Raw genomic sequence first — 24654 nt, forward strand, 5'->3', positions numbered from 1 at the left:
GATCGGCCGAACGGAACACGAGGTGCCGAAGATCACCTTCCGGACGCCGTCCGCCGAGGTCAGCGGCGGCTTTCGGACGTGTGGTCAGCCGCGGGCCGGACGGTCGGCGCCGGGAGGTCCGGCGAACGTCTGGATCACGTCCAGCCAGCGGTCGGCGTCCGGCCCGGTGGCGGCGACGTCCACGTCGGCGCGGTTGCGGCGGCGGGTGGCCAGCACGCAGAAGTCGAGCGCGGGCGCGGTCACGCGCTGGGCGGCGTCCGCGGGGCCCCACGTCCACGAGGCCCCGCCGTCCGGCGGGGTGATCTCGACGCGGAACTCCTCGGCGGGCGGTGTCAGGCCGCGGTTGTGGAAGGCGAAGTCCCGGGCCCGGACGGCGATGTGCGCGACGTGCCGCAGCCGGTTCGTGGGGGCGCGGGTCACGCCGAGCGCCTCCGCCACGTCCTCGCCGTGCGCCCAGGTCTCCATGATCCGCGCGGTCGCCATGGATCCGGCCGCCATCGGCGGGCCGAACCACGGCAGGCGCGTGCCGGGCGGGAGCGCGGCGAGCGCCATGCCCAGCTCCGCCAGGCCCTTGCGCCAGCGGTCGAGCAGCTCGGCGGGGGCGAGCTTGGCGCCCTCGGCGGCGGCGAGGTCCACGTCCTCGATCCGGGGCAGGTTCGCCAGGAACCCGTCGGGATCGGTGGCGGCGCGCAGGGCCGCCTCCTCCGTCCAGGTCAGGTGCGCGATCTGATGGGCGATGGTCCAGCCCTCGGCGGGCGTGGGCGTGGCCCACGCGGCGGCGTCGAGGGGCGTGACGAGCGCGTCGAGGGACGCGCCCTCGGCGGCCATGTCGGCGAGCAGCGCGTTGAGATCCGGCATTCCGCCAGCATCACCCGCCGCCCGCCACGGGCGGAAGACCCCGACCGAGCAGGATTCGGGCCGCCGCGTAGTCGGCCTTGCCGTTGGGCAGCCGGAGCGACCCGTCCGTCCGGACGAACGCCTTGGGGATCTTGTAGCGGGCGAGATGCCCGGCGCAGCCCTTCCGCAGGTCGGCGTCCGTGGGGCCGCCGGGGCCGGGGGCGCCGGTCCGCACGACCGCGACGATCTCGGTGCCCCAGCGCTCGCTCGGACGGCCGACGACCAGCGCGTCCTCGACGCCGGGCAGGCCGCGCAGGACGGTCTCGACCTCCTCGGCGAACACCTTCTCGCCGCCGGTGTTGATCGTGGTGGCCTCGCGTCCGTGCACCTGGACGGCGCCGTCCGGGAGGATCCGGGCACGGTCCCCGGCGACCACGACGCGCGTCCCGTCCAGCGTCACGAACGTCGCGGCGGTCCTGTCGGGATCGTTGAGGTAGCCGAGCGGGATCGTCCCGCCCTTGGCCAGCCAGCCCAGCTCGTCCTCGCCGGGCGCGAGCACGCGGGACCGGTCGGCGCTCAGCACCACCGCGCCGGGCGAGGCCGCGAACGGCCGCTCGTCCGCGCCCTGGCGGGTCACCTGGAACCCGGTCTCGGACGATCCGAGCACATCGGCGATCCGCGCGCCGGGCAGCAGCTCCAGCAGGCGCCTCTTCACGCCCGGACTGATCGCGGCGGCCGAGTTCAGCAGCGTCCGGAGCGCCGTCAGGTCGTGGTCGCGGCGTTCCAGTTCCGCCACGAGGGGACGCGCGAACGCGTCGCCCACCAGCGGGATCCGGGTGACGCGCTCGCGCTCGGCGACGGCCAGCAGGTCGGCCGCGTCCAGGCCGTCCACGCGCGCGGGGAAGACCACGCACCCGCCCCCGCACCAGGCGCCCAGCGCCGACCACGTCCCGGCGCCGTGCATCAGCGGCGGCCCGACCAGCACCCTCGCCGTAGACCGGACGGCCCGCGCGACCGCCTCGTCCAGGTCGGTGATCGCCGTGTGGTCGCGGCGGCGCATGCCGAGCGGGCCGAGCATGAGGTCCCCGATGCGCCACAGCACGCCCTTGGGGAGTCCGGTCGTCCCGCCCGTGTACAGGATGTGCAGGTCACCGGCATCGGGAACGACGTCCAGAGCCTCATCTGGGGTGGTTTCGAGGGTCGTCTCGTACGCGCGCGCGTTGGGCGGCTGCGGGGTCTCGGACTCGTCGTCCACAGAGAGGAGCAGGGGTTGGAGGCCGGTCCGCTCGAGGACTTCAATGATTCGTGGGGCGTACCGGGCGTGGTAGATCACCGCGCTCGGACGGGCGTCCTCGAAGAGCCGCACCAGCTCGTCGCCGGTGTAGCGGTAGTTGACGTTGAACGGCGCGACACGGGCCATGTGCGCGCCGACCAGGCCCTCCAGGTACTCGGGGCCGTTGTGCAGACAGAGAGCCAGGTGATCATGTGGTGACTCCCAGGGCGCGCCGCCCCCTTGCCCGTGCCGTCCAAGCCCGGCGTCATGCAGCACGCGAGCGAGCCGACGGCTGCGCACGACCATGTCACGCCACGTCCGCGCGTGCCGCCCGTCCCCGTCGTACCAAACCAGACACTCCCGCTCGGGCATCACCTCCGCGACCGCCCCAAGCACCCCGGCCAACTCAAGTTCCCCGTGAACACGCCCCTCGCCCACGCAGACCTCGCGAGCGCGGGCCTCATGCGTCCGGGCCTCCTGCACACGGGCCTCGTGCGCGGGGGCCTCGCGGGTGTGGGGCTCGTGCGCGGGGGTGGGGTCGGGCACGGCGGCTCCCTTGGGCGCGGACGGGCGGGAGATCACCGTAACCGATCGCTTATGTCGGACAGAATCCCGTTCGGTCTGCGGGGCGGCGACAATCGACGGCGTGGCGCGCGCGACGAGACCCCAGGGGGAGGTGACCCGGGGAACGACGAACCCGAACCGGCTCCGCCGAGCGGACCGGTGGACGGCCGCCACCCAGGGACGCCTGCTGCGCGCGGTTCCGCGTCCGCTGGCCGTCGACCTCGGGTACGGCGCGACACCGATCACCACGATCGAGTTCTACGCACGCCTGCGCGCTGTCGCGCCCGAGGTCGAGGTCGTCGGCATCGAGATCGAGCCGGATCGCGTCGCCGCGGGTCAGGCCGTCCAGGCGCGGTACCCGGGGTTGTCGTTCCGGCGCGGTGGGTTCGAACTGCCCGTCGACCGTCCGCCGACGCTCGTGCGCGCGTTCAACGTGTTGCGGCAGTACGACGAGGACGCCGCCTGGCAGGCGTGGGAGGACCTGACCGCGCGGCTCGACCCGTCCGGCGTGCTGATCGAGGGCACCTGCGACGAGATCGGCCGCCGCGCGGTCTGGGTGACGCTCGACCGCACCGGCCCCCGGACGATCACCTTCGCCGCGCACCTGCCGTCCCTCGACCGGCCGTCCGACCTCGCGCCCCGGCTGCCCAAGACGCTGATCCACCGCAACGTCGAGGGGGAGGCTGTGCACGCGCTGCTGGCCGACCTCGATCGCGCGTGGGCGATCGCCGCGCCGCAGTCGGCGTTCGGCGCGCGCGCCCGCTGGATCGCCGCCGTCGAGCACCTCGCGGCGACCCACCCCGTCTGCACGACCCCGCCCTACGGCGGAAGGGCACGCTGGCGCCTGGGCGAACTCACCCTCCCCTGGACAGCGGTCGCCCCCACCCGCTGATCGCCCGCTGGTCCGGCGGCCTCGTCGGCCCCTGGTGTCAGTGCTCGCGGTGGAGTTTGTGGGGGGCGGCCTGGACGCGCGGCTGGACGTCGATGCGGTCGATGTTGACGTGTGCCGGGCGGGTGACGGCCCAGGCGACGCAGTCGGCGATGTCCGACGCCACGAGCGGGTCCGGGATGCCCTCGTACGGCTTCTCGGCGCGCTCGCTGTCGCCGCGGAACCGGACGAGGCTGAACTCCTCGGTCTTGACCAGGCCGGGCGCGATCTCGGTGATCCGCACCGGCTGGTCCACCAGCTCCAGCCGCATGACCTCGTTCACCGCGTAGGCGGCGTGCTTGGCGGCGTTGTAGCCGCCCCCGCCCTCGTAGGCGACGTGCGCGGCGAGCGAGGTGATGTTCACCACGTGGCCGGCTCCGGACGCGATCATCTTCGGCAGCAGCGCCTTGGTCACCCGCAGCAGCCCGAGGACGTTCGTGTCGTACATCGCCTGCCAGTCGGCCGGATCGGCGTTCGCGACCGACTCCAGGCCGATCGCGCCGCCCGCGTTGTTCACCAGGACGTGGCAGGAGTCGAGCGCGTCCGCCAGCGCGTCCACGGACTCCTGCGAGGTCACGTCCAGGGTCACCGGGACGACCTTGCCCGCGCCGGGAACCTCCTCGGCGATCTCCTTGACGAGGGCGTCCAGGCGGTCCCGGCGGCGCGCGGCCGCCACGACGTTGAACCCCTCGGCCGCGAGCCTCCGCGCCGTCGCCGCTCCGATCCCGCTGCTCGCCCCGGTCACCACCGCCGTTTTACGCATGCCGCACAGCTTCCCAGATCGGCCGGGGGACGCACGTCACAGGGTCGCCCTCGCGGGACGGGAACAGTCGAACCGGTGGATAGGTTGCACTACCGGAGGTGGTGTCCGGTGTCGGGTCGTATCAAGCGAGTTGCGACGATCAGCCTGCATACCTCGCCCCTGGATCAACCGGGCACGGGCGACGCGGGCGGCATGAACGTCTACGTCGTCGAGACCGCGAAACGCCTGGCCGAGCGGGGCGTCGAGGTGGACGTCTTCACCCGCGCGACCTCCCGGGCCCTGCCGCCGGTCACCGAGCTGGCCCCCGGCGTCCTCGTCCGGAACGTCGTCGCGGGGCCGTTCGAGGAGCTGGACAAGGGCGAGCTGCCCCGCCACCTGTGCACGTTCACGTCCGGTGTGCTGCGCGCCGAGGCGTCCTATGACCCAGGCCACTATGACCTGATCCACACCCATTACTGGCTTTCCGGCCAGGCCGGATGGGCCGCCAAGCGGCGCTGGGGCGTCCCGCTCGTGCACTCCATGCACACCATGGCCAAGGTCAAGAACGCGGCCCTCGCCGCCGGGGACGCCCCCGAGCCCCTCCTCCGCGTGAACGGCGAGCAGCAGATCGTCGACACCGCCGACCACCTCGTCGCCAACACCGCCAAGGAGACCCGCGAGCTCGCCGGTCTCTACGCCGCCGACCCGTCCCGCATCGCGACCGTCAGCCCCGGCGTCGACCTGGCCCTCTTCCGTCCCGAGTCGCCGGTGATCGCGCGCGGCACCGGGCTGCTCCCGCACCGCACCGGCCCCGCGCGCCGCCGCCTCGGCCTTCCCCGGGACGCCTTCGTCCTGCTGTTCGTCGGACGGATCCAGCCGCTCAAGGCCCCCGACGTGCTGCTCCGCGCCGTCGCGCTCATGCTCCACCAGGAGCCCGCGCTGCGCTCCAAGCTGGTCGTCGCCGTCGTCGGCGGGCCGTCAGGGTCCGGACGGAGCCGTCCCGAGGGACTCCAGCGGCTCGCCTCCGAACTCGGCATCACCGACGTCGTCCGGTTCGAGCCGCCCTGTCCGCAGCGCGAGCTCGCCGACTGGTACCGGGCCGCGGACGTCACGGTCGTCCCGTCCCACAACGAGTCGTTCGGCCTGGTCGCGGTCGAGTCCCAGGCGTGCGGGACGCCCGTCGTGGCCGCCGCCGTCGGCGGGCTCCAGACCGCCGTGAAGGACGGCGAGTCCGGCATTCTGGTCAACGGGCACGATCCCGCCGACTACGCCTCCGTCCTGCGCCGCCTGTACGCCGAGCCCGGCACCCACCTCCGGCTCGCGCGCGGGGCGGTCCGGCACGCGCAGGCGTTCGGCTGGGACGCGACCGTGGACCGCCTGCTCGAGGTGTATACCGGTGCGACGACCCGCGAGGCGATGGTGAAGGAGATGGCCCGGTGAGCCACGGCGCGCAGGAGACCCCGGCGGACGACCCGATCGCGGTGATCGAGGAGACGCTGAGGTCGTCCGAGCTGGAGTACAGCGTCCCGCGCGAGGGCGCGTTCTTCGTCAAGCTGCCCGGCCAGCACAAGCTCGCCACCATGACCTGGCTGATCGTCGGCGACCACAGCCTCCACGTCGAGGCGTTCTTCTGCCGCCGGCCGGACGAGAACCACGCCGAGTTCTACCGCTTCCTCCTGGAACGCAACGGCCGCATGTACGGGATGTCGTTCGCGCTGGACGAGGTCGGCGACGTCCACATCGTCGGCCGCCTCCCGCTGCACTCGGTCACCCCGGACGAGGTCGACCGGCTCCTCGGCTGCGTCCTCACCTACTCGGACGAGAACTTCGACAAGGCCCTGGAACGCGGCTTCAAGACCTCGATCCAGAAGGAGTGGGACTGGCGCGTCAAGCGCGGCGAGTCCCTGGCGAACCTGCGGGCCTTCGCGTCCTTCGCCGACCCCGCCAACCGCTGATCCGCGGGCGGCTGACCTGCCCGGTTCCGCCGTCCTGCCTCCCCTCCGCCGCCGTCCGGCCTGGTGCCGGACCGCCCGGTGACGCCCGCTAGGCTCTGGTGCCATGGCGACCCTGGTTTTGCTGCGGCACGGCGAGAGTGTGTGGAACGCGGAGAACCTGTTCACCGGATGGGTGGACGTGGACCTCTCCGCCAAGGGCGAGAGCGAGGCGACGCGCGGCGGCGACCTGCTGCTCGACGCCGACATCACCCCGGACGTGGTGCACACCTCACTGCTGAAGCGGGCCATCCGCACGGCGAACATCGCGCTGGACGTCGCGGACCTGCTGTGGATCCCGGTCCGCCGGTCCTGGCGGCTGAACGAGCGGCACTACGGCGCTCTGCAGGGCAAGAACAAGGCCCAGACGCGCGACGAGTACGGCGAGGACCAGTTCATGGTCTGGCGCCGCTCCTACGACACCCCGCCGCCGCCGATCAAGGACGACGACCCGCTGTCCCAGGTCAACGACCTGCGCTACGCGTCCCTGCCGTCCGAGCTGATCCCGCGGACCGAGTGCCTCGCCGACGTCGTGGACCGCCTGCTGCCCTACTGGTACGACGCGATCGTCCCGGACCTGGCGAGCGGCGGCACCGTCATGGTCACCGCGCACGGCAACTCGCTGCGCGCGCTGGTCAAGCACCTGGACGGCGTCTCCGACGAGGACATCGTCGGCCTGAACATCCCCACCGGCATCCCGCTGGTGTACGAGCTCGACGACGACTTCGCCCCGCTGAAGCGCGGCGGCGAGTACCTCGACCCGGCCGCCGCCAAGGCCGCCATCGAGGCCGTCAAGAACCAGGGCGCGAACAAGAAGAAGTAGGCCCGCGAACGACGGAGCCCGCCGCATCCCCCTGGGGACGCGGCGGGCTCTTTTTCGCTGGGTCCGGACGATCAGCCGGCGTCGATGATCTCCTGCGGACGCTGCCCGGTGACCAGGTAGACGACGTTCTCCGCGACGTGGACGGCGTGGTCGGCGAACCGCTCGAAGTACCGTCCGGCCAGGGTGATGTCGACGGCGGGCTCGACGCCGTGCTTCCACTTGGGGGAGAGCAGCAGGTCGAACAGGCGGCGGTGCAGCCGGTCCATCGCGTCGTCGTCGGCGTCCAGCTCCAGGCCCATCTCGACGTCCCGGGACGCGATCACCGAGCCCGCCTTGGCGATCATGCGCTCGGCGATCTGGCCCATCTCCAGCACCGTGGACTGCAGCTCCGGCGGGACGGCCGTCTCCGGGTGCCGGCGGCGGGCGGTCTTGGCGATGTGGACGGCCAGGTCGCCCATGCGCTCCAGGTCACTGCTCATCCGCAGCGTGGTGACCAGGGTCCGCAGGTCGCCGGCGACCGGCTGCTGCCGGGCCATCAGGTCGAACACCGTCTCCTCGATCTCGGCGTCGATCTTGTTGACCTGCTCGTCGGCGGTGATCACTTCCTCGGCCAGCCGCAGGTCGGCGTCCAGCAGCGCGGTCACCGCGCGGGACATCGCCGACCGGACCAGGCGGGTCATCTCGACCAGCCGGTCGGCCAGGGAGTCGAGTTCCTCGTGGTAGACGTCGCGCAATTGAAGATCCTCGGGTTTCGGGGAGGGCCGGGCGTTCGGGCCCGGCCGGTACTGCGAGGGCGGTGACGCACCGCCCGCTCGGGTGTCTCGGGCGTCGGCGCCGCGCCCGGAGCCGGCGGCCGCCGGGGCACCGCGCACGGGTCCCGTGCCCCCGGCGGGCCCGAGGCGCGGGGCGTACTCGCCCACGCCACAGCCTGCCCGACCGGCGTGAACCGATACGGATAAAGAGGTGAACATTGGGCTAACGGGTCCCGCACCGGTGCCCCCGTGGTGTGGGACGGGTCCGTTCGCCACTTACGATCCAAGATGTGGAGGTCGAGGTTGTCGCAGGTCTGACCGGGCTCGCCGGGCTCGCGATCGGACTCGCGACGGGATTGGCGGTACGGGTGAGCGAGCGTGCCCAGCGAACCGTGCCCCCGGCGCAGCCCCAGGGCGGGCTGCCGCCGGGGATAGCGTCGGTGCTGAGCGTCCTGAGATCGTCGGGCGTCGTCGTGGACGCCGAGGACAGGGTGCTGCGCGCGAGTTCCGCCGCCCGTGCCTACGGCCTGGTCAGCGACGACCGGCTGGTCGTGGACGAACTGCTCGCGATGGCCCGGCTCGTCCGCCGCGACGGCGAGATCCGGGAGACCGAGATCCAGGTCGGGCCGTCCCGGTCGCGCTCGCGCGCCGAGGGCCGCTGGTTCGCCGTCCGGGTCGCGCCGCTCGGCTCGCACGGCCTGGTGCTCGTCCTCGCCGAGGACCTCACCGAGATGCGCCGCGTCGAGGCCATCCGCCGCGACTTCGTCGCCAACGTCAGCCACGAGCTGAAGACGCCGGTCGGCGCGCTGTCACTGCTCGCCGAGACCGTGGACGCCGCGGCCGACGACCCCGAGGCCGTCCGCCGGTTCGCCGGGCGGATGCAGCACGAGTCGGTCCGCCTCACCAACCTCGTCCAGGACCTCATGACCCTGTCGCGCGTCCAGGGCGAGGAGCCGCTGGACGACCTGCACCCCGTCGAGCTCGACACCGTGATAGACGAGTCGCTCGACCGCTCGCAGATCCGCGCGGGCTCCAAGGACATCGAGCTGATCGCCGGCGGACGGCACGGCTTCCGGGTGCGCGGCGACGAGGAACTGCTGGTCACCGCGCTGCGCAACCTGATCGACAACGCCGTCGCCTACAGCCCGGAGCACACCCGCGTGGTGGTGGCGACCCGGCAGACCGACGACCAGCACGTCGAGATCACCGTCACCGACCAGGGCATCGGCATCCCCGACGGCGACCTGGAACGGATCTTCGAGCGCTTCTACCGGGTGGACCCCGCGCGGTCCCGGCAGACCGGCGGCACCGGGCTCGGCCTGGCCATCGTCAAGCACGTCACCAGCAAGCACGGCGGCGAGGTCACGGTCTGGAGCAAGGAGGGCTCCGGCTCCACCTTCACCCTCCGGCTGCCCCTGCTGAACCCCTCCGCCCCGCCGGTCACCGCCGGCGCAGAGACCCCCAGTGACGTCCCCGGCGACCCCGGCGGCGCGGACCGCGGACCGGACGCGCCACGTCCGGACGCGACCGCCCTCGCGGTCGTCCACGGCCTCACTCCATCCCACCCGACCCCCGAGGACCGGACGCGGTGACCTCCGCGCTCCTGCCCAGAACCGCCCGGGAGGCAACACCGTGACCCGTGTGCTCGTCGTGGAAGACGAGGAGTCCTTCAGCGACGCGCTGTCGTACACCCTCCGCAAGGAGGGGTTCGAGGTCGCCGTCGCGGCCACCGGCCCGGACGCGCTGGACATCTTCGAGCGCAACGGCGCCGACCTCGTCCTGCTCGACCTGATGCTGCCGGGCCTGCCCGGCACCGAGGTGTGCCGCGAGCTGCGCGCGAAATCCAACGTCCCGGTCATCATGCTCACCGCCAAGGACAGCGAGGTCGACAAGGTCGTCGGCCTGGAACTCGGCGCGGACGACTACGTCACCAAGCCGTTCTCCACCCGCGAGCTGATCGCCCGCATGCGCGCCGTCCTGCGCCGCCAGGGGGACGCCGGCGAGGAGCTCGCGCCCGCCGTCCTCGAGGCCGGACCCGTCCGCATGGACGTCGAACGCCACGTCGTCAGCGTCAACAGCGGCTCGGTCCAGCTGCCCCTCAAGGAGTTCGAGCTCCTGGAGGTCCTGCTCCGCAACGCGGGCCGCGTCCTGACCCGCATGCAGCTCATCGACCGCGTCTGGGGCGCCGACTACGTCGGCGACACCAAGACCCTCGACGTCCACATCAAGCGCCTCCGCGCCAAGATCGAGGACGCCCCGTCCACGCCGCGCCACATCGTCACCGTCCGCGGCCTGGGCTACAAGTTCGAGCCATAACCCACCGAGGAACCCCAGGCCGCCGGCACCCAGCCCGCGGCCTTCCTCATTTCCCCGCCGAATCGACCGGGACGGCTCGTCCGCGCAGCCCGGCCCCGGGGCCGGCACGTCCGCGGAGACCGGTTCGCATGCGCGAAGGTCTGGGGCCCGGACGTGCGAAACGCCCCGTGCCGCGCGCCCTGAGGCGAACGTGCGAAACGGCCCGTGCCGCGCAGCCCTGGGGCTCGAACGTGCGAAACGGCCCGTGCTGCGTCCTGGGGACGCGGCACGGGCCGTTTCGTGTGGTGCGTGGGTCAGGCGGCGGGGGTCTGGGCGCCCTCGGGCTCGCCGGACTTGCTCGGGCTCACCGCGCCGGACGGCTCGGTGCCCGGGGAGGCCGGGGTGCTGGGCTCACCGGCCGGGGAGGTCGCCTCGCCGCCGCCGCTGGGCGAGGCGCCCGGGGCCGAGGCGAACGGCGTGCTCTGCGACGCCGGGACGTAGGCGCCGAACTCGTTCTGCTGCGGGATGACCGGGACGGAGACCGTGATCGCTCCCGCCTTCTCGAACTGGAGCGTGACCTGGATCGTCTCGCCGCCGAGGAGCTCCTTGCCCACCTGGGGCAGCACGACCAGCGGGCCCTTGGCGCCGGGGGCCGGAGCGGCCTCACCGGAAGCGGGCGCGCTCGGGGCGCCGGACGCCGGAGCGTTCGCCTCACCGGAGGCCGGAGCGGTCGGAGCGCCGGACGCCGGGGCCGTCGCCTCGCCGGAAGCGGGGGCGCTCGGGGCGCCGGTCGACGGCTTGGCGCCGGGCTTGCCGGTCTTCGCCGTGGACGGCTTGGTCGACGGGCTGCCCGAAGGAGCGCCCGAAGGGGTCTCGTGGCCCGCCGCGGGGGCCGGGCGGACCGCCGGGGCCGTCCCGAGCAGGGACACCGGGGTGCCCTCGCCGCGCTCCCTCGCCGCCGGCAGCACGACGCCCTGGGCGGCGATCCTGGCCGGTCCGGCGAACTCCGGCGCGGTCACCGAGACGAGCCGGTCGGCGCGTCCGGGGACCTCGTTGATCAAGGTCGCGTACAGCGGGACCGACGACTTGTCGGGCAGAGCCTCTCCCGGCCGCGGACCGAGCAGGAACATGTTCCGGATGCTGACCTGCGGCTTGGCCGCGTCGGTCTTCGGCACCCAGGCGTTCACGCCCTCGGTGAGCTGCGTCGGCGCCGCGGTCTGAGGCTCCTCGCCGGCCCCGCAGCCGGAGAGCACCGGCGCGATGGCGACGGCGCCCGCGAAGGCGAGCGCGACCACTCGACGGCTGTTTCGGATCACGGCGACGATCTCCTCGGGAAAGGGGTTGTGAGCGGTGGGGGTTCGGCGTGCCGAACGCCGAAGGGCAGCCTAGCGAGGTCGCGGGCGTGGTACAGCTCCGGGGTCCGGTTCCCGGCGAATCCCACATGGCGCCCATGCCGCGTCCGGCCCGGATCCCCCGTGGCCCATGATCACCTGAGGGCTTGGTGGCCTGCCGGTGGTCTAGTTCTTCCTGTCCGGGGCGGCGGCCTTGATCAGGTCGGTCAGCTCGGGCCCCGGCTGCGCGGACGTGCGGATGTCGGACACCACGCCGTCGCTGCCGACGAACACGGCGGTGAGGCCGACGGCGGGACGCCCGTCCGGGGTGTTGGCGTAGTTCTTGGCCAGGATGCCGGACAGATCGTCCAGGACGATGGGCTCGCCGTCGTGCGCGCCGCCCGCGAGCGCGCGCAGGGACTTGATCGTCTCGTTGGGGGGCGCGGTGGAGCCCCGCCGGTCGGCGACGAGCCACAGGCTGAGGCGGAGGTCCTGGGCGCGTTTGGCGAGGTCGGCGATCACGGCCGAGCAGGAGCACTTGGGCGAGGCGATCGCGATCACGCTCGGCCGCAGGTCGCGCAGGCTCCTGTGCTTCGGGCTCGGCGGCGCGGTGACATCGCCGGTGGGGAGGTATCCGCCCTTGCGTCCCACGGGCGCGGACGGGTGCGGGGCGAGCGCGGCACGGGGCGGCCGCGCGTCCGGTCGGGTGCCGAGGGCGGTCATCAGCACCCCGCTGACCAGCGCGATCAGCAGCGCGCCGGTGATGATCGGGATGGCGACGCCGAAGCGGGCGAACGGGCCGACGAGGCGGCGGTACCGGGCGCGGCGGCGGAGCTGGCGCTGCTCACGGTGGTAGGCGATGACGTCGCGGTCGAGATCGCGGGCGTCGTCGGGCACCACGACATCGACGTGGGGGAGTCCGTGGTCGTCGTGCTCGGGATCGCCGTCTGGCCTCACACCGCACCTCTCCTGTTTACCCTTGTTCGCCGGAACGCTCCCGTCCGTTGCGCCCCTTTCCCTCTTTTTCGGACGTTTTGTACCCGCCCCAGGCGGCATGCTCACCTCCCAGTATGGGCCGCGGCGCGCGACCTGACAGGGGGGAGCGGCGGAACGCCGCGAAATGGCCGGACCGCGTCTTCGAGACACTTTCGTGATCATGCTCAGACGTGCGGTGACAAGGGGCGATGCAGGGTCCGGTGGGGGTGTGGTGGGATGCTCGACAGGATCGGTAAACCTGCCTCGGAGGCACTATCAAGACACATTGTCAAGGTCCCAATAAGGCGGTTGACCTGCGGATTTGTCGCGTACGTCGGTGCGGTCACCCCGAGGTCCGTGCTACCCTGGTTCTAGCGGAAGGGGTACTTGTCACATGACTTTCCAGGTCGGCGACACCGTCGTCTACCCCCACCATGGGGCTGCTCGGATCGAGGCCATCGAGACTCGCACCATCAAGGGTGAGGAAAGGACCTACCTGGTCCTGAAGGTCGACAAGGGCGACCTGACAGTTCAGGTTCCGGTCGAGAACGTCGAAGACGTGGGCGTGCGCGACGTCGTCGGCCAGGAGGGCCTGGAGAAGGTGTTCGAGGTGCTGCGCGCACCCTACACCGAGGAGCCCACCAACTGGTCGCGCCGCTACAAGGCCAACCTGGAGAAGCTCGCCTCCGGTGACGTCAACAAGGTCGCCGAGGTGGTTCGCGACCTGTGGCGTCGCGACAAGGAGCGTGGCCTGTCGGCGGGCGAGAAGCGCATGCTCGCCAAGGCTCGCCAGATCCTGGTCAGTGAGCTCGCGCTCGCGGAGAAGACCAACGAGGACAAGGCGGAGGCCCTCCTCGACGAGGTGCTGGCCAGCTGATCAGGTGACTCATCAGCTTCCACGGGTGGGCGTCGGAACCGACGTCCACCCGTTCGCTTCCCATGACCGTCCCCTCTGGGTGGCGGGGCTCGAATGGCCCGGCGAGGGCCCCGGACTCGCAGGCCACTCCGACGGCGACGTCGCCGCGCACGCCATCTGTGACGCACTGCTGTCGGCGTGCTCCCTCGGCGACCTCGGCAAGGTCTTCGGCACGTCCGACCCCCGGTGGTCCGGCGCGTCCGGCGTCACGTTGCTGCGCGAGACGGCCCGCCTGGTGGACGAGGCGGGCTGGTTGATCGGGAACGTCGCCGTGCAGGTCATCGGCAACCGTCCGAAGATCGGCAAGCGCCGGGACGAGGCCGCCAAGGCCCTCTCGGAGGCACTGGACGGCGCGTCCGTCAGCGTCTCGGCCACCACCACCGACGGCCTCGGCCTCACCGGCCGCGGCGAGGGCCTGGCCGCCCTCGCGAACGCCCTGGTCTTCCCCAAGCCGTCCACCTAACCCCCGAACACCCGCGGCCCCCGCGAGCTTTCGCGAATCCCCGTGGACCTCCGCGCGGCTCCGCGAACAACTGCGGACCCCGCGAGGCTTCGCGAACACACGTGGACCTCCGCAGGGCTTCGCGGCCCCTCGCAACGCTTCGCGAACACCCACGGGCCCCACGCGGCCCGCGAGGCCACGCGCGGTTTCGCGGGCACCCGCGAGGCTTCGCGCGCCTTCGCGAGTTCTGCGCGCCGGAGGTTATCCACAACTTGTGGGTAACTTTCCGTTGTCCCGCTCCGGCGGCGCAGACTCGACGTATGAGACGTTCAGCAGTTCGCGGGGCGGATGGTGCCGGTCACCTCGCCGAGATCGATCGTCGTGCCGTTCGCGCCCGGCGCGGTCGCGCGGATGGTGACGGTGTCGCCGTCCTCGAGGAACGCGCGCTTCGCGCCGTCCGGAAGCTCCAGCGGCTCGGTGCCGTTCCAGGTCAGCTCCAGCAGGCAGCCGCGCTCCTCCTTGGTGGGTCCCGAGACGGTCCCGGAGGCGAACAGGTCCCCGGTGCGCAGCGACGCGCCGTTCACCGTCGCGTGCGCAAGCTGCTGCGGCGCCGTCCAGTACATCCGCTCGAAGCGCGGGCGGGAGACGGACCCTCCGTTGATCAGGATCTCCAGGCGCAGGTCCAGTCCCCAGGGCTCGTCGGCGCGCAGGTAGGGCAGGGGCACCGGGTCCTGCGCGGGCGGGGTGACCCGCGCCGCCTCCAGGGCCGCGACGGGCACCACCCACGGCGACACCGACGTCGCGAACGACTTGCCGAGGAACGGCCCGAGCGGCTGCCCCTCCCACGCCTGGATGTCCCGTGCGCTCCAGTCGTTCACCAGCACGAACCCGAAGACGTGATCGCGGAACGCGCGCGGGGTGACGGGCCGTCCGGGCGTCGACGGCGTCCCGGCGACGAATCCGACCTCGGCCTCGATGTCGAGCCTCAGGGTCGGCCCGAACGACGGCGCGGCGTCGGACGGCCCCACCTTGCGCTGCCCGCACGGCCGCACGATCGGGGTCCCGGACGCGTACACCGTTCCGGCCCGTCCGTGATATCCGACCGGAAGGTGTTTCCAGTTCGGGAGGAGCGGCTCGCCCTGCGGCCGGAAGATCCGTCCGGCGTTCGTCGCGTGGTGCTCGGACGCGTAGAAGTCCACGTAGTCGGCGACCTCGAAGGGGCGCAGCAGCTCGACGTCCGTCACGGGCACCAGATGCGGCGACACCGCCGCCCGCTGCGCCGGGTCCGTGAGCAGGTCCCGCAGCCGGGCCCGGTTCGCCGTCCAGGCGGCCCGTCCCGCCGCCATGAACCCGTTCAGTGTCCCGGATGCGAACCAGCCGCGACCCTCGACCAGCCCCGCCCCGGCCAGTCCGGCCAGGTCAAGCACCCGATCCCCGATCGCCACGCCGACCCTGGCGTCCGTCCCGTCCCGCCGGAACACCCCGTACGGCAGGTTCTCGATGCCAAAGCCGCTGTCCTCGTCGACCTCAAGCCACGTCATGCGCACCATCCTTCCCCGCCCATCCGGATCGACCAACCCCCTGCCGGGCCGCGCTCAGAGCAGGTCGAGGTCGGCGAGGTCCGAGCGCGGGGAGTCGATGTCGCAGGAGCCGAACGCGGTGAACATCCGGCGCGCCGTTTCGCGCTGGTCATCGGTCAGGCCACGCACCCGGGAGGCGATGGCGACCGGATCGGTCGCCAGGAGGTCCTCGATGCTCCCGCCGTGCGCCGTGGCCAGCAGGATGTTCAGGAACCCGTGGTGGACGAACCCCGTCTCCGGGTCCGCGTGGCGCACGGCATGGTGCAGGCCCGCCGTGCACTTGAACGGCAACCGCCGCTCGACGCACGCCCCCACGAAGACCGCGACCTCATCGGGCGACGGAAACGCGTCGGCCGTCACCCCGCCTGTCCGGAGCTTGGCCCCGACCTGCGCCCCGGCCTCGCGCGCGGCGGCGATCCCGTCCAGCACCACGTGCCACGAGGCCGCCCGCCGCACCTCAAGGAACGCCGGAGCCTCCGTGGCCAGCGCCGCGATCGTGACCGTCGCGGCCCGCGCCTGGTCGGCGTCCTCGGGCAACGCGACCTCGATCCCCCGCAGCCGGAGCCGGGGCTCGGACACCACGTCCTCCAACGCCTTCGGCAGGTCGTCCACCCCGGTGTCCGCGATCACCCCGACATCCAGGAGATCGTCCGCCGCCAGCAGCGTCCGCAACTCGGCGACCCGCGACGCCGGACACAGGAACCGCCCGATCACCACGTCCCCGGCCGCGTCCCGATACGCGGGCAGAGCCTTCTCCAACGACTCCCGCGCCGGCGGGAACAGCGCCGCGTCATCCACGATCCCAGCGAACAGTCGCCCCATACCTGGAGAAGTACCCCCGCACCCCCACCCCCACCCGACCATTTCCGGCCCCCCCAAACCACGCCCGTGCCCGCGCGCCGACGCGCCTGCGCCCTGCGGGCCGACCCGCCGCCTGCGCCCCGCCTCACTCGCCCCCGCGGGCCGCCCCATCCGTGCTTGCGGGCCGACCCGCCCGTGCCCGCGCGCCGACGCGCCTGGGCCCTGCGGGCCGACCCGCCGCCCTACCCGCCCCCGCGGGCTGTTCCATCCGCGCCTGAGTTCGCTATGACGGAGATTCCCTCTTGGTCGTTCCTGCGGCGGGACTCGCGATCCGTCGTGTCATGGCGGAGTCCGTGCCTTGCTGTTCGCCTTCGGTGGAGGGGTTGGCGTGGTGTTCGCGTCCTTTGGTGTTCCCGGAGCGCGCTGAGGTCGAAGGGCCCGCATCCGCCGAACGCGCGAGGGGCGCTGGTGAGCCCGCATCGACGATCGTTCTGTGATTTCCGTGGCTGAGGCATGGCCTTCGCCAGGGGGAATTGGACGCGGTATCGGGGCGCGGAGTCAGCGGAGGGGCGTCAGGAGAGCGTCGGCGGCGGGCCGGGACGGGGGCGGCACGCGCGTGTGCGGGTGTGCTGCGTCCGAAACGTGTCGCGACGTACGGTGTTGGTGACGATGACGTCCCCTATTGGAGGCAGCGATGCCGTACTACCGGGTCGTGGGTGAGGTTCCGCGCAAGCGTCACGTGCAGTTCCGCCGTCCGGACGGTGGTCTTTACGCCGAGGAGCTGATGGGCGAGGAGGGATTCTCCTCCGACTCGAGCCTGCTCTACCACCGGCACGCCCCGACGGCGATCATCAAGAGCGAGGGCCTGGACGACGTGGCCGTGGCGGAGGGGCTGGCCCCGAACCATCCGCTGCAGCCGCGCGGCTACCGCACCCAGGATCTCCCGGTCGGCGGGGACCTGGTGCTCGGACGCCAGGTCCTGTTCGGCAACCAGGACGTGCGGATGTCGTTCGTGGCCTCGTCCGGCGGGCCCAGCGAGCTGTACCGCAACTCGGTGGGAGCCGAGGTCGTCTACGTCCAGACGGGGCGGGCGACGTTCGAGTCGACCTATGGCGCGCTGGAGGTCGGCGAGGGCGACTATGTGGTGATTCCGACCGGGACGATCCACCGCTGGGTCCCGAAGGAGGGCGAGACGGTCCGCGCGCTCGTCATCGAGGCGAGCGGCCATGTGCGTCCGCCCAGGCGGTACCTGTCGCAGTTCGGGCAGTTCCTTGAGCATGCGCCCTACAGCGAGCGGGATCTGCGCGCGCCCGCCGAGCCCTTGCAGATGGAGGGCGGCGAGGTGCCGGTCATCGTGCGCACGCGTGGAGGGCTGTCCAGGCTGACGTACCTGAACCACCCGTTCGACGTGGTCGGGTGGGACGGCTGCCTGTACCCGTACGTGTTCAACATCCACGACTTCGAGCCCATTGTGAAGCGGACGCACGCGCCGCCGCCCGTCCACCAGACGTTCGAGGGGCCGAACTTCGTGATCTGCTCCTTCTGCCCGCGTCCGCTGGACTTCCACGAGGAGGCCGTGCCGATCCCGTACAACCACCACAACGTGGACTCCGACGAGATGATGTTCTACGTCGGCGGCGACTACTCGGCGCGGAAGGGCTCGGGCATCGGGGTCGGATCGATCTCGCTGCATCCGGCCGGGTTCACGCACGGGCCGCAGCCGGGCGCGGTGGAGGCCGTCATCGACGCGGTGAAGCAGGGGCACGACCGGTCCTCCGAGTTGGCCGTCATGATCGACACGTTCCGTCCGCTGGACCTGGGCCCCGCCGCCCGCCGCTGCGAAGACCCCGAATACGCCTGGACCTGGGCGCGCACCGCCACCTGACGCGCCGAACCCGCGATCGCGCCGGCTCTGGCGACGAGGGTGCGGCGGGGCGGTGACGGGGGAATGGCGCGGGATGGTGATTTTCTTCGGCGGCGTCGGGGTAATCGGTAGTTTGTGCCATTTCCTCGTTCGGTGCTGGAGCGGGCTGCCTCGCAGGGGCTCGGCGTGCCGGTCCGGGTGTTCGACGCCCGGACCGGCCGTCGGCGTGCGGTCGGCTGGCTGGTCTTGCTCGGTCTCGCCGTCCTCGTGCTCGCGCCCGCGTCCGTCCTGTACCTGCGCGCGGGACGGTTCTGGATCGGGATCCTGGCCGCGTCCGTCGGCGCCGCGTATCTGGTCCTCGCGGTACGGATCCTCCTGCGCGCGGGGCTGCGGGAGGACAGACCCGTCGTCTACCTGTTCGGAGGCGGCCTGGTCTACGCCGGGACGGGACGGGCGGTGGCCTACCGCTGGGACGACCTGTCCGCCGTGACCGTCGCGGGTGTTCGCGGCGGGTCGCGCGGGCGGACGCGTTGGCGCTTCACCGTGACCGCCGAGGGCGGACGCGACCTGCCGCTCGACGACGGGCTGCCGGACGTGCGGCGACTCGGCGACGTCGTCGTCGCGGAGGTCACGGCGCGGGCCGTCCCGCGGCTCACGGCGGTCGTGCGGAGCGGCGGGACGGCCCGGCTCGGGGCGTTCGAGGTCGGCCCGGACGGCATCGGCAAGGACGGTCAGCTGGTGCCGTGGCCCGCCGTCCGTGACGTGAGCATGGCGAACGGGCTGGTCAGGGTGGGTTCGGCCGACGGCGTCCGGGAGCTGACCGCGCTCGCGGCGCACACGCCCAACGCGGTCGCGCTCGTGGAGCTCTGCGCGCGCCTCGCCACGGCGCGGGCGCGTGACCGTCCCGTCCGGTAGTGGACCCCGGGTGATCGCCGGCGGACGGCGCGCGTGCGACGATGCCCTGACCTGATGATCGTCTGGAGGGGCGGCATGGCGGAGAAGGCGCTCAACGACAAGGCCCGTGCGTTGTTCGACGGGAAGAACTTCGTGACGGTGGCGACGATCAACGCGGACGGCGCGCCGCAGGCGAGCCCGGTCTGGGCGAAGGTGGACGGCGACGCGGTCGTGTTCTCCACGACCAGGGGACGGCGCAAGCACACCAACCTCGTCCGCGACCCGCGGATCAACCTGACGACCTACGACCTGGCCAACCCCTACGACTACGCCGAGATCCGCGGCACGGTCACCATCGAGGACGACCCGGACGCCGAGCTCATCGAGGAGCTGTCCCAGAAGTACACCGGGGGCCCGTGGAAGCCGCAGGGACCGGAGGAGCGCGTGATCGTCCGCGTGACCCCGTCCTACGTCTTCAGCCGCTGACCGACCCGCCGCGTCGCCGCGTGGCCGCCCCTCCCGGCCTTGTCCGGCCGGGCGTGGGGCGGGCGGGGAGGCAGGGAAGAAAGGTCGGCTTGGGACGGCACGCCTCCCGCACGATCCAATAACCTTGGGGCGTGAGCCTGCGCCTTTACGACACCAGCACCCGTACCGTCCGCGCGTTCGAGCCGCTCCGAGAGGGCCGCGTCGGGATGTACGTCTGTGGTGCGACGCCGCAGGCCTCCCCGCACATCGGGCACCTGCGCTCGGGCGTCATCTACGACGTGCTGCTGCGCTGGCTGCGGGCGTCGGGGTACGAGGTGACCTTCGTCCGGAACGTCACCGACATCGACGACAAGATCATCAAGGTGGCCGCCGACACCGGCGAGCCGTGGTTCGCGGTCGCCGAGGGCAACCAGCGGATCTTCGGCCGGGGGTACGAGCGGCTCGGCTGCCTGCCGCCGACGATCGAGCCGCGCGCGACCGGGCACGTCCCGGAGATGATCAAGCTGATGCGGCGGCTGATCGACAACGGGCACGCCTACGCGTCCGAGGGTGACGTCTACTTCGACGTGAACTCCTGGGCCGGGCGGTACGGCGAGCTGTCCAACCAGCGCCTCGAGAACATGCGGTCGGCCGGGGACACCCCGAACGAGGACGCCAAGCGCGACGCGCGCGACTTCGCGCTCTGGAAGGGCGCCAAGCCGGGCGAGCCCGCGTGGGAGACGCCGTGGGGCGAGGGCCGTCCCGGCTGGCACCTGGAGTGCTCGGCGATGGCGACGATGTACCTCGGCCCGGAGTTCGACATCCACGGCGGCGGCGTCGACCTGATCTTCCCGCACCACGAGAACGAGATCGCCCAGTCCAGGGCCGCGGGCGATGATTTCGCCCGCTACTGGATGCACAACGGGCTGCTCACCGTGGACGGCGAGAAGATGAGCAAGTCCATCGGCAACGTCGTGCTGCTGACCGACCTGCTCGGCCGGGCGCGTCCCGCCGAGGTGCGGTACTACCTCGCGTCCGCGCACTACCGCTCGCTGATGGACTACACCGACGCCGCGCTCGCCGAGGCGGTCGCCGCCTACCAGCGCGTCGAGGGGTTCGTGAAGCGCGCCGCCGAGGTCGTCGGGGCGGGCGAGCCGGACGGGCTGCCGGGCGCGTTCGTCCAGGCCATGGACGACGACCTGGGCGTCCCGCAGGCGCTCGCGGCCGTGCACGAGACCGTCCGGGAGGGCAACAACGCCCTCGCCGCCGAGGACAAGGACGCCGTCCGGCGGCACCTGGCCTCGGTCCGGGCGATGACCGGCGTGCTCGGCCTCGACCCGCTGTCGGACGAGTGGGACGCCACGACCGGCGACGACCTCACCCCGGTGGTCGAGGCCCTGGTCAAGGTGGCCCTCGAGCAGCGGCAGGAGGCGCGCAAGCGCAAGGACTACGCCGCCGCCGACGCCATCCGCGACCAGCTCACCGACGCGGGCGTCCTCGTCGAGGACACCCCCCACGGCCCCCGCTGGGACCTGAAGCGCGACTGACGTCCCGCCCCGATCCCGCGAACCGCCGCGTTCCCGCCCGTCCGGCGCTGTTCGGGCGGACGGGACGCGGCGTAGCGTCGGAAGGGTCCGTCGCATCTCCTGCGAGGTGGTCCCGTTGTTCGAACGGTTCTCCGACGACGCGCGGCAGGCGGTCGTCCTGTCCCAGGACGAGGCCCGGAGGCTCGGGCACTCCGCGATCGGCGCCGAGCACCTGCTGCTCGGCCTCGTCCGCGGTGACGAGCCGGGGGTCGGCTCGGTGCTCGGCCGGGCCGGACTCGACCTGGAGCGGCTGCGCGCCGAGTTCGCCGAGCTCGTCCCGGCCGACGAGGGCGGGCCGCCCGACCACGTGCCCTTCACTCCGCGCGCCAAGAAGGTGCTGGAGCTCGGGCTCCGTGAGGCGGGCCGGCTCGGCTCGGAGGTGATCGTCCCCGGGCACCTGCTGCTCGGGATGATCCGCGAGGGCCAGGGGCGGGCCGTCCGGGTGATCGCCGACGCCGTCGGCGACCTGGAGCTCGTCCGGCGGGAGGTCGAGCGGTCGCTGCGCGGGCGGGCGGCCCGCACCATGCCGCTCAGCCTCCTGCGCGGCGGACGCGCCGTCGCCGGGGAGCGCCTCGAGCGGATCGAGGCCCGCCTCACCGCCATCGAGACCCATCTCGTCCGGCTCGCGGCCCGTCTGGACCCGCCGAACGACCGTCCGGAGTCCTGAACCGCCGTCCCCGAAGGGCGAGGAGCGAGGCCGGTCCAGGGTGATGGCGTGGGCAGGGGCGGACGGCGCCTAAAATCAGAGGTTTGGAGGGCGCGCGCGGAAATCCCCGGGCGCGTCCGAGATCTGAGCCGCCCGACGCCACGAGGGCGTGCACTCCGCAAGCCGCAACGTCGCGAAGGGCGTAAAGGAATCATGCCGAAGCGCAAGGGTAAGGGCCCCACCCCGAAGGCCGAGAACCGGCACTGGCACGGCAAGCGCCAGAAGGCCCGGGCCGTCAAGAGCTCCCGCCGCACCGGGACCGACACGCTCGGTCCGGGCGGGGTGCGCGCCGCCCGCAAGACCGCGGCCGAGGCCGCCAAGGCGCCCACCGGACGCCCGGCCGGGGCCCGGCGGGCGACCGGCGAGACGCCGGAGCTGGTCACCGGCCGCAACCCGGTGGTCGAGGCGCTGCGCGCCAAGGTGCCTGGGTCGGCGCTGTACGTGACCGACGCGCGGGACGACCGGATCCGGGAGGCGATTCAGATCGCCGCCGACCGGAACATCCCGCTGCTGGAGGCCGGGCGCACCGAGCTCGACCGGCTCACCGACGGGGCCGTCCACCAGGGGATCGCGCTGCAGGTCAAGCCGTACCGGTACGCCCACGCGGACGACCTGCTCCGCGGCACCCGCCCCCTGATCGTCGCGCTGGACGGGATCACCGACCCGCGCAACCTCGGCGCGATCGTGCGCAGCGCCGCCGCGTTCGGCGCGTCCGGCGTGGTGGTGCCGGAGCGGCGCGCGGCCGGTGTCACCGCGGGCGCGTGGAAGACCTCCGCCGGGACGCTCGCGAGCATCCCGGTCGCGCAGACCACCAACCTCGCCCGGCAGCTGAAGGCGTACCAGAAGGCGGGCTGCTTCGTCGCCGGGCTGGACGCCGCGGGCGGCACCACGGTCGGCGACCTGGAGATCGCGGACGGCCCGTTCGTGCTGGTCGTGGGCTCGGAGGGCAAGGGCCTCGGCCGGCTGGTCGCCGACACCTGCGACATGCTCGTCACGATCCCGATGCCGGGTCAGGCGGAGTCGCTGAACGCCGGTGTCGCGGCCGGTGTCGCGCTCTACGAAGTGTCGCGTCGCCGTTCGTCCTGAGTAACGTCGGTTCCGGCAAAACGCACGGAACCGGAGGTTTTTGTGGACACGCGCGATATCGGTGGACTGTCGGTCGGGGCCGTCGGCCTCGGCTGCATGGGGATGACCCACGCCTACACCGTGGGAGAGCGCGACGAGGCCGAGTCGGCCCGGGTGATCCACCGGGCGATCGACCTCGGCGCGACGCTGATCGACACCTCGGACGTGTACGGCCCGTTCACCAACGAGGAGCTGGTCGGACGGGCGCTGAAGGGCCGCCGGGACGAGGTCGTCCTCGCCACCAAGGTCGGGCTGCGCATCCCCGAGGGCGAGGACAACCGCGCGATGTACCGGGACGGCCGTCCGGAGCACATCCGGGCCGCCGTCCGGGAGTCGCTGCGCCGCCTCGGCACCGACCGCATCGATCTCTACTACCTGCATCGGGTGGACGAGGACGTCCCGCTCGAGGAGAGCTGGGGCGCGCTCGCCGAACTGGTCGGGCAGGGCCTGGTCCGGAATCTCGGAATCTCGGACGTCCGGCCTGAGCAGATCGCGGCGGCCCATGCGATCCACCCGGTCGCGGCCGTCCAGAACGAGTTGTCGCTGTGGACGCGGGACGACGAGGCCGTCGCCTGGACGGCCGAGCACGGGGTCGGGTTCGTCCCCTACTCGCCGCTCGGCCGCGGCTTCCTGACCGGCCAGTACACCTCCTCGGCGGACTTCGGCGAGGACGATTTCCGGGCCCGGCTGCCGCGGTTCGCGGACGAGGCGCTGAAGGCGAACCTGGCGATCGTCGACCGGGTCCGTGCGGTCGCCGACCGGCACGGGGCGACGCCAGGCCAGGTCGCGATCGCCTGGACGCTGGCCCAGGGCGATCACGTCGTGCCGATCCCCGGCACCAAGCGGCTGACCCGGCTGGAGGAGAACTGCGGGGCCGCCGACCTGGCCCTGACGGACGCCGATCTCGTCGAACTGGCCGAGGTCCCGCCGCCCGTCGGCACCCGCTACTGAAGGCCCTCCAAGGGGCGCGGCCCTGAAAGACGTCGAGGCGTCCTCCACCCGTGGAGGACGCCTCGTCTGTGAGCCAGCGAGGGGACTTGAACCCCTAACCCTCGGTTTACAAGACCGATGCTCTGCCAATTGAGCCACGCTGGCGAGTACGTCCCGCATCGTAGTCGAAGGGACGGGTCCGCGCGTCCCTGCTCACTCCGTCGCGGCGCGACCGTGCGTCCCCCGGCCGTTCTGGGCCGTTTTCGGACGTCCGCCGGCCGCTTCGACGCGTTTTCCGGACGCCTACGGGCGTGGCCAGGGACGTCCGGAGAGGCGCTCGATGTCGGTGTTGAAGCGCTTGAGGAAGGCCGCGAAGGCGGCGACGTCCTCGGCGGACCATTCGGCCATGACCTTGTCCAGCCCCTGGACGATCTCGTCGCGGCACTCGTCCAGGCGGCGCTCGCCCTCGGCGGTGAGGCGGAACTTGCGGGCGATGCCGCCCTCCGGGTCGGGGATCCGCTCCAGCAGGCCGACCCGGACGAGCGAGGACGTCTGCCGGTTCAGGGTGGACTGGTCGAGCCCGAACGCCTCGCTGAGCTGCCGGATCGTCATCGGGCCCTCGATCCGGACGCGGCTGAGCACGATGTAGGCGCTGCGCTCCAGGCCGCCGATCTCCGACTCGGGGCCGGAGGAGAGCAGCGGGCGGTGGCGGCCGAGCAGCATGGTCTCGTACTCGACCAGGTCCGTCGGCTTCTGCATGGCGTTCTCGAAGTCCTTCCCCGTGGGCGTCCGGCTGGCTCCATCCCTACCACACGGTCTCGTGATGTGCATCGC

Annotated in this window: 24 protein-coding genes and 1 tRNA gene; 15 read left to right on the forward strand and 10 right to left on the reverse strand. The window is 72.4% G+C overall.

Annotation, left to right across the window (positions count from 1 at the left end):
- Positions 1 to 84: 84 nt before the first annotated feature.
- Both P696_RS0127450 and P696_RS0127455 read right to left on the reverse strand, forming a co-directional pair.
- A complete protein-coding gene (locus tag P696_RS0127450; protein WP_026414828.1) occupies positions 85 to 858 on the reverse strand; it encodes a TIGR03084 family metal-binding protein in 774 nt (257 codons plus the stop codon).
- A 10-nt stretch (positions 859 to 868) separates the two neighbouring features.
- Positions 869 to 2656: an AMP-binding protein gene (locus tag P696_RS0127455; RefSeq protein WP_245627833.1), complete on the reverse strand. Its 1788-nt coding sequence runs from the start codon at positions 2654 to 2656 to the stop codon at positions 869 to 871.
- A gap of 130 nt (positions 2657 to 2786) precedes the next feature.
- On the opposite strand from P696_RS0127455, the gene P696_RS0127460 reads away from it, so the two are divergent.
- Entirely contained in the window at positions 2787 to 3566 is a 780-nt protein-coding gene (locus P696_RS0127460) for a hypothetical protein (protein WP_026414830.1), read from the forward strand.
- 37 nt (positions 3567 to 3603) lie between these two features.
- Here P696_RS0127460 and P696_RS0127465 read toward each other — a convergent pair whose 3' ends face one another.
- Positions 3604 to 4365, reverse strand: a complete 762-nt coding sequence (locus P696_RS0127465; protein WP_026414831.1) for an SDR family NAD(P)-dependent oxidoreductase — start codon at positions 4363 to 4365, stop codon at positions 3604 to 3606.
- 108 nt (positions 4366 to 4473) lie between these two features.
- Here P696_RS0127465 and mshA point away from each other — a divergent pair, with 108 nt between their 5' ends.
- From mshA to P696_RS0127480, 3 genes are all read left to right on the forward strand, one after another.
- A complete protein-coding gene (gene mshA / locus P696_RS0127470; protein ID WP_026414832.1) occupies positions 4474 to 5784 on the forward strand; it encodes a D-inositol-3-phosphate glycosyltransferase in 1311 nt (436 codons plus the stop codon).
- On the forward strand, positions 5781 to 6299 hold the full coding sequence (locus P696_RS0127475; RefSeq protein WP_084338228.1) for a type III secretion system chaperone family protein: 519 nt from the start codon (positions 5781 to 5783) through the stop codon (positions 6297 to 6299). Before mshA ends, P696_RS0127475 begins: the two co-directional genes overlap by 4 nt.
- A gap of 103 nt (positions 6300 to 6402) precedes the next feature.
- Complete coding sequence (locus P696_RS0127480; protein ID WP_026414834.1) at positions 6403 to 7158, forward strand: phosphoglyceromutase; 756 nt, start codon at positions 6403 to 6405, stop codon at positions 7156 to 7158.
- Between the two features lie 71 nt (positions 7159 to 7229).
- On the opposite strand, the gene phoU is transcribed toward P696_RS0127480, so the two are convergent.
- Positions 7230 to 7892, reverse strand: coding sequence for a phosphate signaling complex protein PhoU (gene phoU, locus P696_RS0127485; RefSeq protein ID WP_026414835.1), 663 nt, complete (start codon positions 7890 to 7892; stop codon positions 7230 to 7232).
- Between the two features lie 308 nt (positions 7893 to 8200).
- On the opposite strand from phoU, the gene P696_RS48530 reads away from it, so the two are divergent.
- Together P696_RS48530 and P696_RS0127495 are read left to right on the forward strand one after the other, a co-directional pair.
- Positions 8201 to 9502 (forward strand): sensor histidine kinase, encoded by a 1302-nt coding sequence (locus P696_RS48530; protein ID WP_084338230.1) that lies wholly within the window; start codon positions 8201 to 8203, stop codon positions 9500 to 9502.
- Between the two features lie 40 nt (positions 9503 to 9542).
- Positions 9543 to 10226 carry a response regulator transcription factor gene (locus P696_RS0127495; protein WP_026414836.1) on the forward strand — a complete coding sequence of 228 codons (684 nt, stop codon included), beginning with the start codon at positions 9543 to 9545 and terminating at the stop codon, positions 10224 to 10226.
- A 293-nt stretch (positions 10227 to 10519) separates the two neighbouring features.
- On the opposite strand, the gene P696_RS0127500 is transcribed toward P696_RS0127495, so the two are convergent.
- Together P696_RS0127500 and P696_RS0127505 are read right to left on the reverse strand one after the other, a co-directional pair.
- Positions 10520 to 11521: a hypothetical protein gene (locus tag P696_RS0127500; RefSeq protein ID WP_157429949.1), complete on the reverse strand. Its 1002-nt coding sequence runs from the start codon at positions 11519 to 11521 to the stop codon at positions 10520 to 10522.
- A gap of 201 nt (positions 11522 to 11722) precedes the next feature.
- The gene (locus P696_RS0127505) at positions 11723 to 12493 is read right to left on the reverse strand and encodes a hypothetical protein (protein ID WP_026414838.1); all 771 of its coding nucleotides are present in this window, start codon (positions 12491 to 12493) and stop codon (positions 11723 to 11725) included.
- A gap of 412 nt (positions 12494 to 12905) precedes the next feature.
- Between P696_RS0127505 and P696_RS0127510 the strand changes: the two genes are divergently transcribed.
- Both P696_RS0127510 and ispF read left to right on the forward strand, forming a co-directional pair.
- Positions 12906 to 13388, forward strand: coding sequence for a CarD family transcriptional regulator (locus P696_RS0127510; RefSeq protein ID WP_026414839.1), 483 nt, complete (start codon positions 12906 to 12908; stop codon positions 13386 to 13388).
- Between the two features lie 25 nt (positions 13389 to 13413).
- Complete coding sequence (gene ispF / locus P696_RS0127515) at positions 13414 to 13890, forward strand: 2-C-methyl-D-erythritol 2,4-cyclodiphosphate synthase (RefSeq protein ID WP_026414840.1); 477 nt, start codon at positions 13414 to 13416, stop codon at positions 13888 to 13890.
- A 308-nt stretch (positions 13891 to 14198) separates the two neighbouring features.
- Here the strand turns inward: ispF and fahA are convergent, their stop codons facing one another.
- Positions 14199 to 15410, reverse strand: coding sequence for a fumarylacetoacetase (gene fahA, locus P696_RS0127520; protein WP_425394167.1), 1212 nt, complete (start codon positions 15408 to 15410; stop codon positions 14199 to 14201).
- A 54-nt stretch (positions 15411 to 15464) separates the two neighbouring features.
- Positions 15465 to 16247, reverse strand: a complete 783-nt coding sequence (locus P696_RS0127525) for a hypothetical protein (protein ID WP_157429951.1) — start codon at positions 16245 to 16247, stop codon at positions 15465 to 15467.
- Between the two features lie 697 nt (positions 16248 to 16944).
- Here P696_RS0127525 and P696_RS0127530 point away from each other — a divergent pair.
- From P696_RS0127530 to P696_RS0127560, 7 genes are all read left to right on the forward strand, one after another.
- The gene (locus P696_RS0127530) at positions 16945 to 18135 is read left to right on the forward strand and encodes a homogentisate 1,2-dioxygenase (RefSeq protein ID WP_026414843.1); all 1191 of its coding nucleotides are present in this window, start codon (positions 16945 to 16947) and stop codon (positions 18133 to 18135) included.
- 132 nt (positions 18136 to 18267) lie between these two features.
- Positions 18268 to 19029 carry a DUF6585 family protein gene (locus P696_RS0127535; protein WP_026414844.1) on the forward strand — a complete coding sequence of 254 codons (762 nt, stop codon included), beginning with the start codon at positions 18268 to 18270 and terminating at the stop codon, positions 19027 to 19029.
- 54 nt (positions 19030 to 19083) lie between these two features.
- Entirely contained in the window at positions 19084 to 19494 is a 411-nt protein-coding gene (locus P696_RS0127540; RefSeq protein ID WP_245627834.1) for a PPOX class F420-dependent oxidoreductase, read from the forward strand.
- 131 nt (positions 19495 to 19625) lie between these two features.
- Positions 19626 to 21020, forward strand: a complete 1395-nt coding sequence (gene cysS / locus P696_RS0127545; RefSeq protein WP_026414846.1) for a cysteine--tRNA ligase — start codon at positions 19626 to 19628, stop codon at positions 21018 to 21020.
- 115 nt (positions 21021 to 21135) lie between these two features.
- On the forward strand, positions 21136 to 21726 hold the full coding sequence (locus P696_RS48535; RefSeq protein ID WP_051468255.1) for a Clp protease N-terminal domain-containing protein: 591 nt from the start codon (positions 21136 to 21138) through the stop codon (positions 21724 to 21726).
- 192 nt (positions 21727 to 21918) lie between these two features.
- Positions 21919 to 22851, forward strand: a complete 933-nt coding sequence (gene rlmB, locus P696_RS0127555; protein WP_026414847.1) for a 23S rRNA (guanosine(2251)-2'-O)-methyltransferase RlmB — start codon at positions 21919 to 21921, stop codon at positions 22849 to 22851.
- 42 nt (positions 22852 to 22893) lie between these two features.
- Positions 22894 to 23841 (forward strand): aldo/keto reductase, encoded by a 948-nt coding sequence (locus P696_RS0127560; RefSeq protein ID WP_026414848.1) that lies wholly within the window; start codon positions 22894 to 22896, stop codon positions 23839 to 23841.
- A gap of 71 nt (positions 23842 to 23912) precedes the next feature.
- On the opposite strand, the gene P696_RS0127565 is transcribed toward P696_RS0127560, so the two are convergent.
- A tRNA-Thr gene (locus P696_RS0127565) sits at positions 23913 to 23985 on the reverse strand.
- A gap of 138 nt (positions 23986 to 24123) precedes the next feature.
- On the reverse strand, positions 24124 to 24579 hold the full coding sequence (locus tag P696_RS0127570) for a MarR family winged helix-turn-helix transcriptional regulator (RefSeq protein WP_026414849.1): 456 nt from the start codon (positions 24577 to 24579) through the stop codon (positions 24124 to 24126).
- Positions 24580 to 24654 lie beyond the last annotated feature (75 nt).

Source organism: Actinomadura oligospora ATCC 43269 (assembly GCF_000518265.1).
Classification (GTDB): Bacteria; Actinomycetota; Actinomycetes; order Streptosporangiales; family Streptosporangiaceae; genus Spirillospora; species Spirillospora oligospora.